General features: G+C 48.6%; 18 protein-coding genes. 8 read left to right on the plus strand and 10 right to left on the minus strand.

Annotated elements, in window-relative coordinates; all coding sequences use genetic code 11:
- Positions 1–25: 25 nt before the first annotated feature.
- Positions 26–1,342, minus strand: a complete 1,317-nt coding sequence (gene xylA / locus BN2762_RS10295) for a xylose isomerase (protein ID WP_055106915.1) — start codon at positions 1,340–1,342, stop codon at positions 26–28.
- Between the two features lie 226 nt (positions 1,343–1,568).
- On the opposite strand from xylA, the gene BN2762_RS10300 reads away from it, so the two are divergent.
- From BN2762_RS10300 to BN2762_RS10325, 7 genes are all read left to right on the plus strand, one after another.
- Positions 1,569–2,765 (plus strand): ROK family transcriptional regulator, encoded by a 1,197-nt coding sequence (locus tag BN2762_RS10300; RefSeq protein ID WP_055106916.1) that lies wholly within the window; start codon positions 1,569–1,571, stop codon positions 2,763–2,765.
- A 199-nt stretch (positions 2,766–2,964) separates the two neighbouring features.
- Positions 2,965–3,126 (plus strand): hypothetical protein, encoded by a 162-nt coding sequence (locus BN2762_RS26880; RefSeq protein ID WP_154674769.1) that lies wholly within the window; start codon positions 2,965–2,967, stop codon positions 3,124–3,126.
- Between the two features lie 23 nt (positions 3,127–3,149).
- Positions 3,150–3,836 (plus strand): ABC transporter permease, encoded by a 687-nt coding sequence (locus BN2762_RS10305; RefSeq protein ID WP_055106917.1) that lies wholly within the window; start codon positions 3,150–3,152, stop codon positions 3,834–3,836.
- Positions 3,837–3,838: 2 nt separating this feature from the next.
- Positions 3,839–4,756: an ABC transporter ATP-binding protein gene (locus BN2762_RS10310; protein ID WP_055106918.1), complete on the plus strand. Its 918-nt coding sequence runs from the start codon at positions 3,839–3,841 to the stop codon at positions 4,754–4,756.
- 251 nt (positions 4,757–5,007) lie between these two features.
- Entirely contained in the window at positions 5,008–5,556 is a 549-nt protein-coding gene (locus tag BN2762_RS10315) for a sigma-70 family RNA polymerase sigma factor (protein ID WP_055106919.1), read from the plus strand.
- Positions 5,543–6,748 carry a DUF4179 domain-containing protein gene (locus tag BN2762_RS10320; protein WP_055106920.1) on the plus strand — a complete coding sequence of 402 codons (1,206 nt, stop codon included), beginning with the start codon at positions 5,543–5,545 and terminating at the stop codon, positions 6,746–6,748. Before BN2762_RS10315 ends, BN2762_RS10320 begins: the two co-directional genes overlap by 14 nt.
- A 26-nt stretch (positions 6,749–6,774) precedes the next feature.
- A complete protein-coding gene (locus tag BN2762_RS10325; RefSeq protein WP_055106921.1) occupies positions 6,775–7,752 on the plus strand; it encodes a DUF4179 domain-containing protein in 978 nt (325 codons plus the stop codon).
- Between the two features lie 87 nt (positions 7,753–7,839).
- Here BN2762_RS10325 and BN2762_RS10330 read toward each other — a convergent pair whose 3' ends face one another.
- Both BN2762_RS10330 and BN2762_RS10335 read right to left on the minus strand, forming a co-directional pair.
- A complete protein-coding gene (locus tag BN2762_RS10330) occupies positions 7,840–10,089 on the minus strand; it encodes a glycoside hydrolase family 95 protein (protein WP_055106922.1) in 2,250 nt (749 codons plus the stop codon).
- Positions 10,090–10,135: 46 nt separating this feature from the next.
- On the minus strand, positions 10,136–11,560 hold the full coding sequence (locus BN2762_RS10335) for a family 43 glycosylhydrolase (protein ID WP_055109907.1): 1,425 nt from the start codon (positions 11,558–11,560) through the stop codon (positions 10,136–10,138).
- Positions 11,561–11,660: 100 nt separating this feature from the next.
- On the opposite strand from BN2762_RS10335, the gene BN2762_RS10340 reads away from it, so the two are divergent.
- On the plus strand, positions 11,661–12,536 hold the full coding sequence (locus tag BN2762_RS10340; RefSeq protein ID WP_055106923.1) for a helix-turn-helix transcriptional regulator: 876 nt from the start codon (positions 11,661–11,663) through the stop codon (positions 12,534–12,536).
- Here the strand turns inward: BN2762_RS10340 and BN2762_RS10345 are convergent.
- The 7 genes from BN2762_RS10345 to BN2762_RS10375 form a co-directional block, all read right to left on the minus strand.
- Positions 12,447–13,304, minus strand: coding sequence for a carbohydrate ABC transporter permease (locus BN2762_RS10345; RefSeq protein ID WP_230202478.1), 858 nt, complete (start codon positions 13,302–13,304; stop codon positions 12,447–12,449). The two genes, BN2762_RS10340 and BN2762_RS10345, sit on opposite strands and share 90 nt — an antisense overlap.
- Before the next feature lie 16 nt (positions 13,305–13,320).
- On the minus strand, positions 13,321–14,214 hold the full coding sequence (locus BN2762_RS10350; protein WP_055106925.1) for a carbohydrate ABC transporter permease: 894 nt from the start codon (positions 14,212–14,214) through the stop codon (positions 13,321–13,323).
- A 100-nt stretch (positions 14,215–14,314) separates the two neighbouring features.
- Positions 14,315–15,631, minus strand: a complete 1,317-nt coding sequence (locus BN2762_RS10355; protein ID WP_055106926.1) for an ABC transporter substrate-binding protein — start codon at positions 15,629–15,631, stop codon at positions 14,315–14,317.
- Between the two features lie 399 nt (positions 15,632–16,030).
- Complete coding sequence (locus BN2762_RS10360) at positions 16,031–16,837, minus strand: Nif3-like dinuclear metal center hexameric protein (RefSeq protein WP_055106927.1); 807 nt, start codon at positions 16,835–16,837, stop codon at positions 16,031–16,033.
- 43 nt (positions 16,838–16,880) lie between these two features.
- Positions 16,881–17,774 carry a carbohydrate ABC transporter permease gene (locus BN2762_RS10365; protein WP_055106928.1) on the minus strand — a complete coding sequence of 298 codons (894 nt, stop codon included), beginning with the start codon at positions 17,772–17,774 and terminating at the stop codon, positions 16,881–16,883.
- A gap of 10 nt (positions 17,775–17,784) precedes the next feature.
- A complete protein-coding gene (locus tag BN2762_RS10370) occupies positions 17,785–18,711 on the minus strand; it encodes an ABC transporter permease (protein ID WP_055106929.1) in 927 nt (308 codons plus the stop codon).
- 70 nt (positions 18,712–18,781) lie between these two features.
- Entirely contained in the window at positions 18,782–20,329 is a 1,548-nt protein-coding gene (locus BN2762_RS10375) for an ABC transporter substrate-binding protein (protein ID WP_055106930.1), read from the minus strand.
- Positions 20,330–20,341 lie beyond the last annotated feature (12 nt).

Here is a 20,341-nt window from a genome sequence, read left to right on the forward strand (position 1 = left end):
TCCAGCGTCCCCTTGGTTATTCATCTTATTTCGTAGCGAAAATATATTCGTTCAAGCGAGCTTTGATCAATTCCAAATGATTGGATTTGTTGCGGATCTCGCCGTTTTGCAGCGCGTAGGCTTCCAGCGTCTTGAAGTTGGCTTTGCCGGATACGATATCTGCTCCGATTCCGCTCTTGAAGCTGGCATAACGCTCATCCAGCAGGTTGTCGAAGAATTTGTCCTCGATCAGCTTAGCCGCTACTTTAAGACCTTTTGCAAAGGTATCCATACCTGCGATATGGGCGTAGAACAAATCTTCCGGCTCGAAGGAGCCTCTTCTTACTTTCGCGTCGAAGTTCACGCCGCCGGAGCCAAGGCCGCCGTTCTCAAGGATTTCGTACATAGCAAGCGTAACTGCGTACAGATCCGTCGGGAATTCATCCGTATCCCAGCCAAGCAGCAGGTCGCCTTGGTTGGCATCGATGGAGCCCAGCATGTTGTTGATGCGTGCAACGCGCAGCTCATGCTCGAACGTATGTCCAGCCAGCGTCGCATGGTTCGCTTCCAGGTTCAGCTTGAAGTGATCTTGCAGGCCGTATTTTTGCAGGAATGCAATTGTAGTAGCCGCATCGAAGTCATATTGGTGCTTGGTAGGCTCTTTCGGCTTAGGCTCGATCAGGAATTGGCCAGTGTAGCCGATTTCCTTAGCGTAGTCGATAGCCATATGGAAGAATCTTGCCAGGTTGTCGAGCTCAAGAGCCATATCCGTATTCAGCAGGGACTCGTAGCCTTCGCGGCCGCCCCAGAATACATAGTTCTCAGAGCCAAGCTCTAGGCCGGTTTCGAGGCCTTTCTTCACTTGAGCTGCAGCATAAGCGAAGACATCAGCATTGGAAGTTGTCGCTGCGCCGTGAACAAACCGCGGGTTAGTGAACATGTTCGCTGTGTTCCAGAGCAATTTCACGCCGGTAGCCTTCATGCCTTCTTTGATTTTAGCAACGATAACGTCCAGATTCTCGTTCGTTTCCTTCAGACTAGCGCCTTCTGGAGCGATGTCGCGATCATGGAATGCGAAGTAAGGAGCACCGAGCTTCTCCAGAAATTCAAAGTTGACTTCCACACGATCCTTCGCCAGATCAAGACCTGTACGAGTCTCCCATGGACGGATCATCGTACCTTGTCCGAACGGGTCGCTTCCGTCCATCGTCAGCGTGTGCCAATAAGCAACCGCAAAACGCAGATGCTCTTTCATCGATTTGCCGAGAACTACTTCGTTCTCGTTATAGTGTTTGAATGCCAGCGGATTGTTGGAGCCTGAACCTTCGTACTGGATTTTGTTAATGTTCTTGAAATAACTCATGCTTAAATCCTCCCAGTCTGATTTGGAATTACATGCAGAAAGTAAGCCTTTACATCATGATGACTATTAGTAGCATGACCCAATTTTAGACGAGGCATGCTGCTTGATATGTTTATCCTAACACGGCCGACTTAGTTTGTCTAGTAAACTAACTAAGTGATTGATTTAACATTGCGGTTATGTGTATGATGTAGTTATCTTTTAGTAGAATTGTGGGGTACTCATCATGAAAATTACGGGCGATCAGCAACTGATCAAGAAAATGAACAAGACGCTCGTTCTGGATACGGTTCGCGAGCGGCAGCCCTTGTCCCGTGCCGATATCGCCGCAACGCTCGGCCTGAATAAAGCGACCGTGTCTTCTCTGGTTGCCGAGCTGATCGAGAGCCGGCTGGTGACCGAGATTGGCCCCGGCGAATCGAGCGGCGGGCGGAAGCCCACGCTGTTGCTGTTCAACCGGGGCGCCGGTTATGCCATCGGCATTGATATCCGCGTCAACGATCTGTTTGCGGTGCTCGTAGACCTGGAGGGGAATGTCATTCGGGAGCGAACGGTCCCTCTGGAGGATTCGTCGCCCGACCATGCGCTTGACCAAATCCGGAAAATGATTCAATGGCTTAGCAAAAAAGCACCCGAATCGCCTTACGGCATCGTGGGCATCGGCATTGGCGTCCCGGGGCTGGTGGATGAGAAGAGCCGGATCGTCTCCGCCCCGAACCTTGGCTGGAACAATGTCGCCGTGCAGGATCTGCTTGTCTCCGAATTCGGCGAGAATGTTCATATAGATAATGAAGCCAATGCGGGGGCGATCGGCGAGAAGCTGTACGGGGCCGGACGTGATGCCGCCAATTTAATATATATCAGCATCGGCGTCGGAATCGGCTCCGGCATGATCGTCGGCGGGGAGCTGTATCGCGGGATTTCCAATTTCTCCGGAGAAGTAGGCCATATGACGGTCACCGAGAACGGCCCCCTCTGCCGCTGCGGAAATCGCGGCTGCTGGGAGACGCTCGCCTCGGAGAAGGCGCTGCTCGACCGCGCTGCCCAGCGCTGGAAGGATAGCCCGGCCGCATCCGAGGAGGGGCTGGACCGCCTGCTGGGTCTAGCCCGAAAAGGCGATGCCGACGCGCTCTCCCTGCTGGAAGAGACGGGGAAGCACCTCGGCGTGGGGTTGGCCAACCTTGTCAATATTCTGAATCCCGAATTGATCGTCATCGGCAACCGCCTGTCCATGGCCGGGGATCTGCTTCAAGAGCCGATGCTGCATACGCTGGAGAGCCGCAGTTTGTCCTATCATATGAAGAAGACGCAGGTCGCCTTCGCCGAGCTGGGCATCCGGAGCACCGCCCTTGGAGCGGCCTCGATGCCAATCACTTCCTTTCTAGCCGATCCGGATGTCACTTCGCAGAAAACCCAGCTTTAAAACTCATAAAGCCCTGACCAGAACACTCTACCTGGTCAGGGCTTTTTATTGTTTCAACCCATAGATCGGTATTTTCGCAAATACAGCAGCAGTACAGCTGAGAAACCCTATAATTTACAGGTATTTTCTTGTAACTTAGTATAATATTTGCTAACTTAATAGGAATACGAATAGCGAATAAGAGACAGGAGAGATATTTATGCGTAAACTGTTTGAGCTGTTAAGTTTAGCAGGTGTTGTCGGCTACTTGATTACCCGCTTCTTTTTCTATGAGTACAAGACTCTGATGTTTATTTTCGGAGGATTAGCCGTGGTCGGGCTTATTGGCAGGTGGCTCACTCGAGAATCAAAGAATGTATAGGGGATGAAAGAAGGAGAATTGTTATGAAAGGAATAGTAATTAAAGAATTCGTCGGCCTAATTAGAGGAATTAAATCTATTTTAATCGTTTTATTTATTACCGGAATATCCATTTTAGCCGCCCGCAGCTTGAGAAATAGCCCCCTATTTATGGACGAATCCTCGAATCCGTCGGCTACGGCTCTGGCTGGATTATCTTTTATACTGGTGATCTTTGGGGCTCTATTTGTGCTTACTCTATCGCATGATATTGTGAATCGCGACATTCAGCTGCAGCGGATCCGTCTTTTGATTACCAAAACCTCCCGCCCTTCAGTGATTCTAGGCAAGTTCTTGGCGGTTTGGTTATTTTGGGTCATCGTATCTCTCATTTCTTTCGTATTGGTATCCTTCATCACGCGAACCTTTGTCATTCATGAATTGCTATTTCTATGGATATATCTTGCCTTCCTGTCCAGTATTTGCGTTATGCTATCTACCTTAGTGATACACCACGCCTATTCCGTGATCCTGAGCGTGCTGCTCGGTCTGGCCCTGCCGATTTTTGGAATCTGGAGCATGTTCTCCTCCGTTGTGCCGATCCGTGCTTTGCGTTATCTGCTTCCCTACTACCCAATGTCTGAACAACCAGCACTGCTGCTCGTAACTGTGGCCGAGGTCCTTGTCTTCTTAGCAGCCGCCGTGGTTTTATTTCAGAGAAAGGATTTATAAGCATGAAAGCATTAATCGTAAACAAACTGTCTAAAGAGTATAAGACGAAGAAAGCCGTGGATGATATCAGCTTTAGTCTAGAGACTGGAGAAGTATTCGCTCTTCTCGGAAGAAATGGAGCTGGCAAAAGTACTACCATCAACATGCTGAGCGGCATTTTAACACCGACTTCTGGCACAATCGAGATCTTAAATACACCCTACAGGCATATGAATAAAATCAAACAGCGCATCGGTGTCTTGCCAGATAACAGTAATTACTACAATGAAATGACCGCCATTCAGCATATGAAATTTTTCGCTCGAGTTAAAGGGGTTTCAGCCCGAAAGGACTCGCTTGTTGACCTGCTTGAATCGGTAGGTCTAGGAGAGGATTTAGGCCGAAAGGTCGGGCAATTCTCGCTTGGAATGAGAAAAAAATTAGGCATCGCTCAAGCTTTGATCGGCTCCCCAGAGCTGATTTTTCTAGATGAGCCCACCTCGACGCTGGACGTCGAGTCCGCACTGCAAATTCGTCAATTGATCAGTACGCTAGCATCTCAAGGCATTACTATATTCATGACGTCCCATAATCTCGAAGAAATTGAACGCATCTGTGATCGGGTGGCTATTCTGAACCATGGAAAAATTGAAAAAATGGGAACCTTGGAACAGCTTCGCGAGGCACATACCCGCAGCATCAACATAACTATCAAATATCAAGCCAGCGATCAATCTCAAGAAAGCCTGTGGCTGGATCGGTTACAGCAGATGGCTGGTGCCGTGCAGTGTAAACCCCCTTATGTCGAGATAGAGCTCGACGAGGAAGAGGTGATCCCGGAGATTGTCCAAGCCGCGGTGGAGTGTAAAATCAGAATTTACAGCATCGAACGGGAAAGGGTCTCGCTGGAAAACATTTTTCTGGATGAGAAGCTGGCCTGAGACAAAACGGCAGGATGCATATCTTTTATCGCGAACAGCCCCCCGTGATTGATACACGCTCCCATCATAGTAAACCTAGAAAAAACAAATGACCCTGACCAGGGCACAAATCCTGGTCAGGGTATTTTTATGGAAAAATCCAAACATCACTGCAATCCATCCTATTCCAAATAAGTCGGTCATAGCCTGTAACCTTTTCGCCCACTCCCCGATCTAATTCTATAGAGGGCCCTCAAAAGGAGTTGAAATTCTTGCAGCAAGATATAGTACTGGACGTCAAGCGGGCGCAGCAAGGTGACCGGGAAGCGTTCATCCGGCTCTTCCGGATGCTGGAGCCTCAGTTATATAGCTTGGCCAAGTCCATTGTCAGACGTGACGAAGACTGTGCGGACGCATTTCAGGAAACTACGCTTAAAGCGTACAAAGGCTTAGCCACATTACAACAGCCAAAATATTTTAAAACCTGGGTCATCCGGATTCTGATCAATGAATGCAATCAGTTGCTTCGTTTGCGCAGTAAGACGGTGGTTATGGCAGAACTCCCGGAAGCGGAGCCTCCGTTCCATTACTACGAGGACAGCAGCAAGCTGGATCTGCATGATGCCGTGGATCATCTGGACGAGTCATTGCGCATCGTCATCCATTTGTTTTATTTTCAAGACTTGTCAATTAAACAAATCTCGAGTGTGCTGGACATTTCCGAAGGAGCCGTCCGAACGCGTCTGCACCGGGCTCGCGGGATATTAGCCGATGAAATAAAGCGGAAACAGGAGGGGAAGCTGACTTATGGAAATATATGATCTCGATAAAAAGCTTCGGGAAATCGGCAGAGGAGAACTAAACGAAGTACCGGAGATCATTCGTCAACGTCAGGATCAAGTTTACGCTTCCCTGCCCCATCATCCGATAGAGAACAAAACCGGGCATAACATCCGCAGCCGGATCATGAGCAAATTTTGGGCAGCTACAGCCGCTGCCGTCCTCCTTGTCTTTATCGGGGGACTAAGTGGTGTAATGATGTCGCCAGCGTTGGCAAATTCATTGAAAAACCTGCCGCTCATCAGCAATATCTTCAAACTGGTTGACGATTTGGGACTACAAACAGCGGAGGAGCAAGGACTGGTCGAGGAAACAAAAGCCAGTGTGACCCATGAGGGAGTTACTCTGCATGTGCCCCAGGTCATCTTTGACGGACTTCGCTTATCTCTGGCGGTTCAGCGAGAAGGCGATCATTTTCCCAGCGCTATTCTGGATTCCGAGGTCGTCGGAGAAGGGGAGAATGCGAAAGTGATCCACCAAAGAGGCGAAATCAGAGATTTCAAAATGTTCATCAACGGCAAACCTACCCACGAATATAAGGGAAACCAACGCATCGGTTTGAGCGGGCTGCCGACAGAAGATCCTCATTCAGCGATTTTCCGGTTAACTGCCCATTCCGGCCCGGGGGAATCGGCATATTTTCTACCAGATCAATTTACACTGACAGCTCAATTTTGGCTGGAGGGTACCAAGGAGCCATTTGTTTTCGAGCTGCCTGTTCGCAAGCAGACGAAGACAACGAGTCTCTCCCCTAGAGAAACGAGAAACTGGAGAAATGTTACCGTCACACTGGACGAAATTCAATTTACCCCCCTGACAACGAAGGTGACTTTAAATCTGGAACCAGAGGATGGGTCGAGAGAAGCTTATCAGAACTTAATATTCGAGCTATGGGATGGGCAAGGAAATCTCTTGAATTTTGTCGGCGGCATGGGGGCGCTCGGAGAAGCTGGCGAAAGCCGGAGTGAACTGTTATTTGACCGCTTCAAGGAAGCCCCAAGTACAGTAACGCTGAAAGCATTTGTCCCTGAAATGGTCGACCCTTCGGCTAAAACGGGCTTGTTCAAGCTTGATCAGAATGGAGAACTTGTCAAACATTATGTGAAAGAACTTGAAATGAGCGTACAAGTAAATCAGAACGAAATAGAGAAACTGTACAACCTATCCAAATAATAAAACCATATGTGGAGGAGTTTAAAATGAAAAAGGTATATAAAGTGATGACAACAGCCGCTTTAGCAAGTTTGATTTTGGGTGGAGCGGCTTTAGGAACAGCGACAGCGAATGTATCCCGTACACCCCTGCTTACCCCTACGAGCGTGGCGGCACAAGCGTCGGCGCAAAATCCTAGTGTAACCCACAACGGCATTACGCTGAGCGTAAGTAAGGCGCTGTATGACGGCAACTATATCGGTATTACCGTAAATCGAAGCGGCGGAGGATTGACTTCAGGAATAACCAAAGGGCATTTTGATCAACAGGCCGAGGATTATGTATGGGCAAAAGGAGCCATTAAGGACATTCAAATTTTCATGAATGGCAAAAATATTTATGACATGGGCGACGGAAAGCTGCATAAAAGACCTAGTCTCGGTTGGGCGCAAGGCTCCAATCCAGACACAGCGGAAATTAAGATTGTCGATCCATCCTGGCTGGGGGATCATCTCAACCAGCTCGCTTTTTCAAATAAATTCAAGCTTACCGTCAAGATCACGCTGGAAGGTGTAGACAATCCGTATACCTTAGAAATGCCGATCCAGCAAAGCGTAGAGAAAGCGACGGCCTTGAAGCCAAATATGACCAAAAAACACGGAAACCTAAGCGTCACCTTGAGCAAGCTTAATCTAACCTCAGATTCTTCCCGTATTCAATTGATTGAGAAAGGCTTAGACAAAGACAAGCATTCGGGCATCATTTATGAGTTCGTAGATGACGAAGGCAACATGATCGAACAAATTTCCAGCTTTGGAACAAACGACAACAACAAAAATGGGCACTGGTACCACAATTTCGTGATCGATGCCCTGAGTAAAAACACCGAGTCGATCACGGTCAAAGCTTTTATTCCTGAAATGGAAACACCAGGAGCAACATCAGGCAGTTTTAAACGAGATGAAAACGGCAATTTGGTAAAAAATTATATTAAAAATCTCGAAATGACTGTAAAGGTGAAGTAACCCATTGTAAACCTTGCCCCGCGCCTTGTATTCTGGGCGCGGAGCAAGGTTTTTTTATATTTAAGTTCTTATACGACAACATTGAAACTACGATTGGCCAAACGTATAGGAGCCGCCAGCCTCACCATCAAATGAAATGATGCCGATCCCTGGCCCCTTCAACCAGCAGGATGCGGCAACCGCGCAGCTCACGACAACCTCCGTAAGAAGGCCCTCCGCCCAGGAGAAATCGACGGTGAACCCGCCCCGGGCCCGCAGCCCTTTGACCCTCCCTTCGCTCCACCCTTCAGGCAAAGCGGGGAGCAATCGAATCATTCCGGTATGGCTTTGCAGCAGCATCTCGGCAATGCCCGCCGTCCCGCCGAAATTTCCGTCAATTTGAAACGGCGGATGGTTGTCAAAGAGGTTGGGCAGCGTGGAGTGACTGAGCAGTTCCTTCACATTCTCGTAAGCTTTAGCCCCCTCCCGCAGCCTGGCCCAGAAATTGATTATCCACGCCCGGCTCCAGCCGGTGTGGCCTCCGCCATTCGCCAGCCTGCGCTCCAGTGTCGTCCGCGCGGCTTCGGCCAGCTCCGGGGTGCGCTCTACACAAAAAGCTTCGCCCGGGAATAACGCGAATAGATGGGATATATGGCGGTGTCCCGGCTCCATCTCCTCATAATCCTCCATCCACTCTTGGATCTGGCCGTATTTGCCGATCTGCGGCTTGGGGAGCCGCTTCAGGGCAGTGGCAAGTTCCTTCCGGAACGCCTCATCCCGTCCGATGATCTCCGCACTGCGGATGCAGGCGCTAAATAGCGCCTCGATAATCTGAAAATCCATGGAAGCCCCAGCACACAGCACGCCTGTCTCCCCATTGGGAAGCTTATAGCTGTTCTCGGGAGAGACGGACGGGCAAGTAATCAAACGGCCCTCCCCGTCCTCGATCAAATAGTCGAGAAGAAACTGCGCAGCTTCCTTCATGGTCTCATACGCCCGATGCAAGAAATAACGATCCTGACTGAACCGGTAATGCTCCCACAAGTGCAGACATAACCAGGCCGCACCCATCGGCCAGTAGGAAGCCGGGAGATACATATCCTGCGGGGCCGTATCCGCCCAAATATCCGTGTTGTGGTGCGCCGTGAAACCCCGGCAGCCGTACATCACCCTGGCCGTTACCCGGCCAGGCTCCCGCATCCGCTCGATCAACTCGAATAATGGCTCATGGCACTCGTTCAGATTGCAGTTTTCCGCCAGCCAATAATTCATTTGGGCATTGATATTGATCGTGAATTTGCTGTCCCACGGCGGCAAAAAGCTGTCGTTCCATATGCCCTGCAAATTTGCAGGCAAGGAGCCGGGCCGGCTGGAGGAAATGAGCAGATAGCGGCCAAATTGAAAATAAGTTGCTATCAGGCCATGATCCTCTTCTCCTTTCCGGATTAGCGCTAGCCGTTCATCGGTCGGGAGTGTGGTTCTGTCTGGGTTTTTCGGCAGCTCGATGTCAACCCGCCCATACAGCTCCCGGTAGTCGGCAACGTGGCGGGCTAATTGCTCGCTATAAGTGGACTTGCTTATCGCCGTCACCTGCCGCTTGCCGTAAAGCTCTGGATCCGGATGCCGGAAGGTTGTACCGGCAACGAGCAGCAGTGTAACTGCATCCGCTCCGGTCACCACCAGATGTTCGCCAAGGGTGCGGGCGTCGCCGCCTTCCGGGATCGCCTTCAATACGGCGCAAAAGGAACTGCCCCCCTTCCCCCCGCATTCCCCGCGCATAACCAGCCCGCTTTGCCCCCATTTCTCCGACTTCTCCAAGTACCTCCAGTTCTGCCGGTTGAACCGGGCTCTGAAAGATAGGGCTTTCTCCTTGTCGGCGGAAATTCGGATGACGATCGCCTGGTCCGGATAGCTGGCGAACATCTCGCGGGTGTACCGCACCTGGCCAATCCGATAGCTGACGCGGGATACGCCGTGCTCGAGATCCAGCTCCCGGATGTAGTCTTCCGCAGGCGGCTCATGATCAGCGAACGCCAGCAGCAGATCGCCTAGCGGCAAATAGTGGCGCTGCGCTTCGGGCAGCCCCGTCATCGTCATCGCTGCCAGATCCTCCGCCTCCCGCAGCCGTCCGTCCATAATCAGTTCGCGTATTTGGGGCAAATGAGGCAGTGCATCTTCATTGTTGCGGTCACGCGGACCGCCGTACCATACCGAATCCTCGTTAAGCTGCAGCTTCTCTTCGGCCGTGCCCCCGAAGATCATGGCCCCCAGCCGTCCGTTTCCGATGGGCAGAGCTTCGTTCCATTCCGCAGCCGGTTCTCTATACCACAAACCATGCTTCTGTTCCATCGCAGTCATGCTTCCCCTCCGATCCGTTGGATTGAGATCACGAATATATTCAACCTTATTCCAGCGTGAACGAGGCCAAGCTCGCGCTTCCCATGCCAGTGTATGTAAAATACAAGGCTTGGATGCCATCGGGAATGACAAGTTCTGTAGAATACGGTTTCCATACGTTTGAAAATTCAACCGGAATCGTTCCGAGAACAGGGCCGTTCCATGCGGTTTTGATTTCAAAGGCACCACGGCAATACCCACGCACCTGGATGGTCATCCTCCGGATTCCATGGCAGTCAAAATACTTGAACCCGGCCGTAGCCGAATCCGTCATATTGGCGATATATCCCATCTCCTCATCGCCGTCTTTTCCATCCTGGGTTATTTTCGGAAACCGGCTGTCCATCCATGCCCCGGAAGCGCCAAAACCTCCTGTATACAGCTCTTCGTCTTTACAAAACAGGTTGCATGCCAAATATGCAGGATATTCGCCGCGCCCTGCAAGCGGCCCTCCGTTCGGGCCACAGGAGGTCATCTCCACCTGAGGGATCGTTCCGTCCTCCCGGAATGAAATGGGCTCCATACACCCCTGGCGGCTAAATGCGGTACCATTGGTATGCCTGTGATAGAAAATGTACCATTGCCCCTGAATTTCCACAGCACCGCCATGGTTATTGCCTCCGTAATACATCGGTTTGTCAGCCGGTTTATAAGAATCAATATGAAGATCATTATTGCTTACAATGACTCCCTGATATGTAAAGCCCTTTGTCGGAAATGGGCTGGTCGCATAACACAACTCATGCATGACAACCGAAGAATAGATCAGATAATAAGTATCGCCTCGCTTCCTGATGGATGGCGCCTCGAAAAACTCATGTCCTTCAAATCCGCTGCCCTTGCTGTACGGTTCACTTGGCGCAACAAACACCGGTTCTTCCACGATGGTGAGCATATCCCGGCCGAGCACCGTGGCCATGGCCCCTTTTCTTGATTTGTCCCCGATGGCACAAAAGCCGGTATACAGATAAGTGGATTCCCCTTCTGTCAGCACGGCAGGATCAAATTGAGGCTCATCGCCCTGTCTTTCTCCTAGACGTGTTCCATCCGAATATCTCACATAGCCATAGAACTCATATTCACCAGCTGGAGAGTCACAGACGGCAACCGAAACAATGGGAACCTTATCTAGGACATAGTACAGATAGTACCGTCCATCAGGTCCCACGGTGACATCCGGTGCATACAGACACATGCCGCCGTCCGGATTAAGCGGATCGTCTGTTTTTTTGTAAATCACACCTTCATACCGCCAGTCCGCCAAATCTGCTACGGGTGCTGACCAGCATACATAGTCGTTTAAACAAAAAGCATGTCCGTTAAAGCGATCATGGGAGCCGTAAACATAAACCCTGTCGTTAAAAACATGCGGCTCCCCGTCAGGAACGTATTCCCAGGATGGAAGATATGGATTCAAACCTTGTTTTGTCATCATTAATGTTGTGCACTCCTTATTTTTTGATATAAACTGTCGAAATATTGATATACTCTTTGTATTCATAGATATATTCCCTTTGATTGAGGTGAGGAGCATGACCAAGATTTTCTATGTGGAATATGATGCGGCACACAATAGCCATTTTATTTTTGATATTCCCGAAGGACATGACTGCTGGCTTTTAGTGATCACGCAAACTCCGGCTCAATTTTGGGTGGACGGGGAATTGAAGGAATACCCGGCTCACTGCGCTGTGCTCTATCAGCCGAAGCAGAAAATTTACTACCGGGCCTGTTCCCAGCAATACATCAACAATTGGATTCGTTTCGAATCCGACGAGCCTTATGTGACCGAAACATCGCTCCCCTTCGGTGTTCCTTTCGCTTTAGATGACCCGGAGTACTGTCACAAGTTATTTCAGCTGCTCGTAAGCGAAAATTCATTCAGCAATGATTATAGAGAGTCGTCTATCGACTGCCTGCTTCGAACGCTGTTTAATAAACTCTTGGAGTCTTACTTCCAGGATGAGATTACTCCGCAGCACTATAACCTGTTAAAGCTCCGGGCCACCATTCACAACGACCCCGGCCAGCATTGGTCGGTTCCGAAGATGGCGGAGATTCTTCGCATCAGCCCGGGTTATCTTCAATGGATTTACAAAAAAAGCTTCGGGATTTCCTGTATGGACGATGTCATCCATAGCCGAATTCGCCTGGCTAAAGAATATCTGATCCATGGTACACACACGGTTGCCGAAATTGCCGATCGATGCGGGTACCACAATGTGGAGCACTTCTGCCGGCAGTTTAAACAGTTAACCGGGTACACGCCAAGAAACTTTCACAAGCATACCCGCAGTCTGACCGGCAGAGCAGAGGTCTCATCCCTTGATTCCCGTCATCGTAATGCCCTGAACAAAATGCCGCTGCCCCACGAAGAACAGAATAAGTACGGGAATCACCGTTATTAAGGAGACGGCCATCAGCATCTGAATTTGCGACGAACCAAAGGAATTCTGGAAGAACTGCAAGCCGATCGCCAAGGTGAAGTTCTGATCGCTGTTCAGGTAAATCAACGGCGACATATAGTCATTCCAATGAAACGTTATAGACATGAGGGCAACCGTAATCAAGGCAGGCTTTATAGCCGGCAGCAGAATTTTATAATAGATCTGGAAGGCGTTTGCGCCATCAATATATGCGGCTTCATCCAAATCCTTCGGAATCGATCTGAAGAATTGCCGCAGCAGAAAAATATTAAACGCGCCTCCGCCAAAAAAAGAAGGTACGATCAGCGGCTTCAGTGTATCCAGCCAGCCCATTTTGGTGAACAAGAGATAAGTAGGAACTAGGGTAACTTGACTGGGCAGCATTAATGTGGCGAGTACGGCAGTGAACAGCAGGTTGTTGTATCGTGATTTGAACCTGGCAAACCCATAGGCTACGAAGGATGCGGAGAGGACCGTTCCCAACGTGGCGAGTAGGGTTACGGTCAACGTATTTAATGTATAACGCGTGAAGTCCGCATACTTCCACCCCTCGATGAAGTTATCCAGTGTGAATGTCCTGGGAAACAGCTTCGGAGGCAAGGTATAAGCCTCGGACGGTATTTTAAAGGCCGTGGAAAGCATCCATAGGAACGGAAAAATGAAGATACCCGCACAAATGATCAAGACCACATAACTCAGACTGTATCTAATTAAATCGCCGGTTCTTTTACTCTTATAGTAGGTGTCCACAGTAATACCTCCCAACTTAATTGTCGTAATAGACCCAGTATTTGGAGGTCCGGTTTACAATCTGGGTTATGATCATAATGACAATGAACAATAACCATGCCAAGGTGGATGCATAGCCCATCTCACTATATTTGAACCCATGGTTATAAATGTGCATCATGTAGGTGTATGTGGCGTAGCTCGGGCCGCCCTCTGTCAGAATGTAAGGCTGCATGAAGATTTGAAACCCGCCGATAATCCCCATGATCAAGTTGAAATACAGCGTGGGGGTTACCAACGGCAGCGTAATGCGCATGACCTTCACCAAACCATTCGCCCCATCTATTTCAGCACTTTCATATAATTGCTCCGGAATATCCTGCAGCCCCGCGAGGGTGATGATAATCGAATTGCCGATCGTCCAGACCCCCATGATAATGATCGCAGGCATCGCCCACTTGGTGTCGCTCAACCAGCTTGGTCCCGAGATTCCGAACAGGGAAAGGGAATAATTAATAAGTCCATATTGCGCGTTAAAAATCCACCCCCACAATAACGTAACTGCAACGCCAGAAGTGATGTACGGGATATAAAAGCTGGTTCTGAAAAATCCTACCCCTCTGATCTTTTGATTGAGCAGTAGTGCGATCAGGAAGGCTAATATCAGACTGACCGGGACGGAAACAAGTACGAAATACAGCGTATTCAGCAGAGATTTATAGAACAGCGGGTCCTGTACAAAAGCCCGGATGATATTGGCAAAGCCGATGAATTTTCCAGAGTCTGTCATATCCATATTCGTAAAGACCAATATGACCGAAAAAATCATGGGATACAGGGTGAAAATCAAAAAGCCCAAAAGCCATGGCGAGATAAAGAAGAAAAAATGCCTTTCTTCTCTTTTTGCAATGCTGTTTGTTTGCGCCTTCATTATTTCGCCTCCCCGGAGCCTCCCTAGGAGACTCTGAATTTTAAAGCTTGGGAGGATATTGAGTTAAATACCCTCCCCTAACTCTAGCCGTCATACCCGCTTACTTTCTGTTTTGATGAATGGAATCAAAGGCGGATTGAATTTGCGGCGCATATTCCTTCGCCGCATCTTCAGCCGATTTGCCCTGAATCGTCACCTGCTGCCACATTTGCGCATACAGGTCCCCCGCTTTGGATATCGCGCCTCCCCAAGGGAAGGTAATGGCATCTTGCAGTCCTGTCACAAAATCCAGCATAGAGATCTCTGTATTTTCAATCTTCATGTTTACAAAGGTGCTTTCGGCTGCTTCCTTGGCTGCAGGAAGGTTTACTTTGCTGTACAAATCGCCTACTTCTTTATTCAGGGACACCGTCTTAATATAAGCCCATGCCGCTTCTTTGTTCTTGGAGGCCTTGTTCATCGCGAATCCTGTTTGGAATTTAATGTTCACGGTTTTCCCCGACGGGTCTTTCGGAGGCATCACGATCCCCCATTCAAAGTTGTTTCCGACATTTTTTGCGATCGTCGATGCTTCAAACAAGCCCATCGGGTACATGGCTGCTTTTCCAGCCGCGAACATCTGGTCCATCGGCATGCTCTTGGCGGCGGCGTCATCCGGCATCGCCCCGGCCTTAACGAGGTCGCCAAACAATTGGTAACCTTTAATCGTATTCGGGTCATCTAATGTCTGCTTCGTCCAATCTTCGTTATACGGCGCTCCACCGTACACAAACGGAGCCAAGCTCTGCAGAATCCAGTGTGACACGATGCCGTAAACCCGGTTTGCCCCTTCTCCTGAAGATACTTGTTTGGAAATCTCCGCGAATTCATCCCAGGTCCATTCATTTGTCGGATACGGTACACCGGCTTTATCGAAAATTTCCTTGTTGTATGCAATCATAAAATCGGAGGCGGTGGTCGGCATTCCTTCCCTTTTTCCATCGGAATCTACATACCCCCCGTCAACCCCTTGCGTGAGCAGAGCCTCGAGATCCAGGTTATCCCGCTCGATATAAGGATTCAAATCTTCAAACCATTTAGAGCGAAGCCCCTTCCAATCAGGAGACATCATGATGACGTCGCCCGCATTCCCTGCGGCCAAAGCCGCATCCAGCTTCACGTCAATGTTATCCGCCGGCAGCCAAATTTCATTTACTTTCACCCCTGGATACAGCTTTTTGAAAATTTTGGTGGCTTCCTTCCGGCTCTGAAGCTCTTCCCCGCCACCCCATCCAAATACCGTAATTTCCCCAGAAATCTCCTGACCCTTCTTGTCCGGATCAGCCGGCTGGCCATTCGTCTGTGTATTATTCCCTCCACATGCCACGAGGGTCATAATTAAAATCCCGACCAACAACATTGCCAAAAATCTGCTCATATGCATCCCCCTCTTCTATTGCACGCTGATCAAAGTGTCGTGAATCGATGAGTTAACATAATCTTCTGACTATAGACAAAAACCGGGATCATTATTGATATATTCTTATTTCATGTCGTTCTATGAAAATATGCAGATGTTCGTTTATCCCTCGGCAAATTCCCTTGGCACCCCCCCTTTCCATATGACATCTCGATTGTTAGCGTTTTCATTATATTCTAACATTAAAACTTTGAACGATTTGATTCAATGACATATTCTAATTTAATATTGATTTATTCTAATATCGTGAACACGCCTCAATAATAGCTGCTAATAAAAAAATACACCTTCCAGATGTCTTCATATCTTACGACATGATATACATGCTTGAAGGTGTCATTTATTCAAGACCTTACTTTATAAATACCGGAACGGCTCTTTTGCATCCACAAAACTTACGCGAATATCGCTAACGAGGGGCTGAAGCCAATCCGCCATATGCTTCATTCCCCATTCCTCGCTTCGCTCATGACCGACGATCAGCATCGCCTTATTCATCCCTAGCATGGCAGCGTCATTGACGTATGCACATAGCGTCCACTCCGTGATTTCTCCGCAAACCATGACATCCAGGTTCTGCTCTCTCATCAGCTGCATCGGCATATGCTCCTGTCCCAGCCCCAGGCTCCCTCCACCAACCAAAATTCCAATCCGAGAACAAGGCATATGGGGATTACCTACGATGCGCAAAGTGTCCATGGACAGTTTTTGTTTAAAAAATTGCGCGAGTTCCCCCACAGTCGTCTGCTCGATAACATATATCCAAGGGCTGTCTTCATTGGCCTGATGCTTCTCCCAGCCAATTTCTTTCAGAAGTCCCGCATAGATCCGGTCGGGCTGCGCCATGTGCATATGATCATGATACCGCCAAATCGCAATTCCGTAGTCGTCGATCCATTTTTTCTTAGCTAAATATACAGGATCCTCCCCCACCCAATCGAGACGATCTGCCCCGGTATAGTAAGTAGGCTCATGGGTAATGATCATGTTGGCTCCGAGCGAAATAGCTTCCTTAATCACATCCACAGTCGCCATAAAGCTGGTCACAATCCCTGTCACCTGCATGTCGGGGCTGCCGGATACCAATTGATCGCAGGTGTCAGTCAGCTGTTTCCCGCCGCAGGAGTCGAGCAGGATTCGATCGATAACATCTTGTACTTTCATGCATTTATTCTCCTTTACAACAAGCTAGTCTTATGTTCGCTTCTTATCCTTTAATGGCGCCAATAACGACCCCTTTGGTCAAATACTTCTGCAGAAACGGCAGCACCAGCACAATCGGCAATATACCGATTACTGCCATCGACATGCGAATCCCCGTGCTCGGAAGCTCTACCGCACCTGCACCAATCACGTTTCCGGCCTGCCCGGATTTAAGAAACTGAATGTTGTTCATCAGGTTGATTAGCATGTTTTGAATGCCATAATATTTCGGTGATGTAATGTAGTATAAGGCGTTAATCCAATCGTTCCAGTAGGCCAATCCCATAAACAGCCCCACCGTTGCCATGACCGGAACAGACAGTGGCAGCATTATCCGAAAGAACGTCCGCAGTTCCGAGGCACCGTCGATTTGTGCGGCTTCAATCAGTTCGCTGGGTACATTGTTTTTGTAGTAGTTGCGGATGAGAAGCACATAAAAGCCATTCGTCAATAAATTGGGCACAATCAATGCCGCCAAGGAGTCTTTGATATGGAAGTACTTCGTCCACATGATATAAGAAGGTACGATGCCTCCGCTAAACAGCATGGTAAAAAAAATAATGAATGCCAATACGTTATGATATTTGAAATCCTTTCTTGACATGGGATATGCCAGCATACTTGAAATTAGAAGTCCGATGCTCGTACCCAAAATCGTAACCAGAAAAGACACACCGTAAGCTCTAGCAAAAGTGGATGCTGAAGAAACCATATAAAGATAGGCGTCCAAGCTCAGCTTCTCAGGAAAATAGCTGTATCCGTTCCGAATCAAGGCCGACTCGTCTGTAAAGGAAGCGACAACGATCAGAATAAAGGGCAAAAAAGCCAGTATAGCCCACAATCCCATAACAACGATGGAAAAAAGCCAAAAAATCCTTTCACCTCTAGTTTGAATCATGATGTGCCTCCTAAAACAACGCATTATCCGCGTTAACCTTTTTGACAATGGCATTTGCCACCATGACAAGAATAAACCCGACTAGCGACTGATAAAGACCTGCGGCGGCAGACATACCAATATCGTTAACCTGCATCAGCGCACGATACACGTAAGTATCAATCGTTTGCGTCGTACTGTACAAGGCGCCTGAATTTAAAGGAACCTGATAAAACAAACCGAAGTCTGAATTAAAAATCCTGCCGATCGACATTAATGTCAGAATAACAATGGTTGGCTTCAGCAGCGGCAAAGTAATCGTCCATATTTGCTTGAGCTTGCCTGCACCGTCGATCTTCGCAGCCTCATAGACGCTCTTATCTATCCCTGCTATAAACGCAATGTACACGATAGATCCGTACCCTGCGGTTTTCCAGAGCTGGATAAAAACCAACAGGAAAGGCCAGTATTGCGGCTCCGAGTACCAATTGATCTCCGGCAGGCCAAGCGGTATAAGAATCGAGTTGTTAATGAACCCGCTGTCCGCATTCAGAAACGCAAAGACAAGATACGAAAGGACGACCATGGAGATAAGATTGGGTAATATAAGGCTAGTATGAAATATCTTAGAGAATGCTTTGCTGAGCAATTCCGACATCAAGATCGCGATAAGGATCGATAGAATCGTCCCCAGCACGATAAAAGCGACATTGTATAGAAGCGTGTTTCTCGTCATGATCCAGGCATCGCTCGTTTGAAACAGAAACTTAAAATTGTCGAATCCGATCCAATCACTTCGGAATATCCCTTTGGCATAGTTGATATCCTTAAAGGCAATAAAGATACCTATCATGGGAATATAACTGTTTATAATAAAGTAGAGCAGCCCGGGAGCCGCTAGAAGCAGGAGCGGAAGCGTCTTTTTGGGTCCTTTCGATTTCGCCGTTGTGGTTGTCATACGATGTTCTCCTCCATTAACGCGAGGCGGACTCGACTCGAACCCACCTCGCCCAACACTTGATTAACGCTTACTGGGTGCTTTGTCCAGCAATCCACTGATCCAGTTGTTCTTGTTTGCTCTTAATAATCGCCTCAGCCCCCGCATCGTTTAACGCCTTTACAAACTTCGGAATGGACGTCTCAGGATCCAATACTCCGCATACAAGGCCAGGCAGATACTGGTTCACTACGTTGGTAACCGCACTCATTTGTGTTTTTACATCGCTAGGATCAAAGATGAAGCCAAAGAACGGGGACATCTTCGTTTCCTTATTCTCTCGCAGCTTCAGTTCCACATCTGACCAATTTACGCCTTCAAGCTGATACTGCAAAGATTCGGAGCCTACAATTCCCGTACTCAGCATGGCGGTATAGCCCACGGTGGAAGCATCCTTGCCTTCTGGAAATTTCACATGATGCTCGCCAGCCTTGACGTAATCCTCGCCTTCGATGCCATACAATACGGTATTGATCAATTCTTGATCCGAATACAGCAGGTTAAGGAACTTCACAGCCCCTTCCGGAGCTTTGGTCGTACTGGAAACCATCCAACTCACCATATTTACCGCACCGGTCTCAAAATAATAGGGGGCGATCCGCTTCATCTCTAGGTTTTTGCCCGTTTGCGCGCTTAATGCCTTCGCAGCTTCCAAGCCGCTGTACGAGGCCATAAAGGAGAATCCCCGCCCGGAGGCAATCATATCCGAGAAAGCGATTGAGGTTGTCGCCGCATCCTTCTCCAGATAGCCTTGATTGAACCATTCTCTCATCATGCTGACACCACGTTTGAACTCCTCCGTTTCGTAAAAGTTCAATACCTGCGAATCGTCGCCGATAACTACCCCGATCCCGGTGGTGTCTGATAGGAAATCAACCTCGTACATTCCTTTTAACAGGAAGATAAGGCCTGGATCGCTCGGATTTACATTGACTGGACCAAATGGAATGACTTCCGGATACTTCTGCTTGATTGCATCAAAAATTTTGGGCATATCGTCGACGGACTGAATGTCATCGGCGCTGAAGCCGACTTCCTTCAACATGTCCGCATTGTAGACGATATTGCTCGGTATCGACATCCCCTTATTGACAGGTATGCCGTAAATATGGCCGTCCAAGGTGGTCGATTTCAGCATGTCCGGCCCAAAGTCTTTCTCAATAATAGCCAGCAAATCTTTGCCATGCTCTGGGAGAAGATCCTCCAGCGGGTATAGCTGGTTTTTGGATACATAGCTCGTAAATTGGCCGAGGGTTGTAAATACATCCATCTGCTCTCCACTCTGCAGAGCTAAATTCACTTTCTGGGCGTAATCCGCAGGGCCAAATACTTTGAAATCCACTTCGACTCCGATTTTTGGAATCGTTATTGCATTAATGGCTTCTGTAACTCTGTTGATATTATCTGGAATTCGATTAAAAGATGGCATGGCAAAAACGATTTTATCGGCCTTGGCCGATCCGCTTCCAGCGCCTTGTGAATTGGCCTTTGAGTCCCCTGAATTGCCGCATCCCCCCACGATTGAACTAAGCATCAGAATCGTTAGCAGTAAAGACACTATCCCCTTTTTTCTTCTCATGTTTGTATTCTT

Origin of the sequence: Paenibacillus ihumii (assembly GCF_001403875.1) — a bacterium.
Lineage (GTDB): Bacteria > Bacillota > Bacilli > Paenibacillales > Paenibacillaceae > Fontibacillus > Fontibacillus ihumii.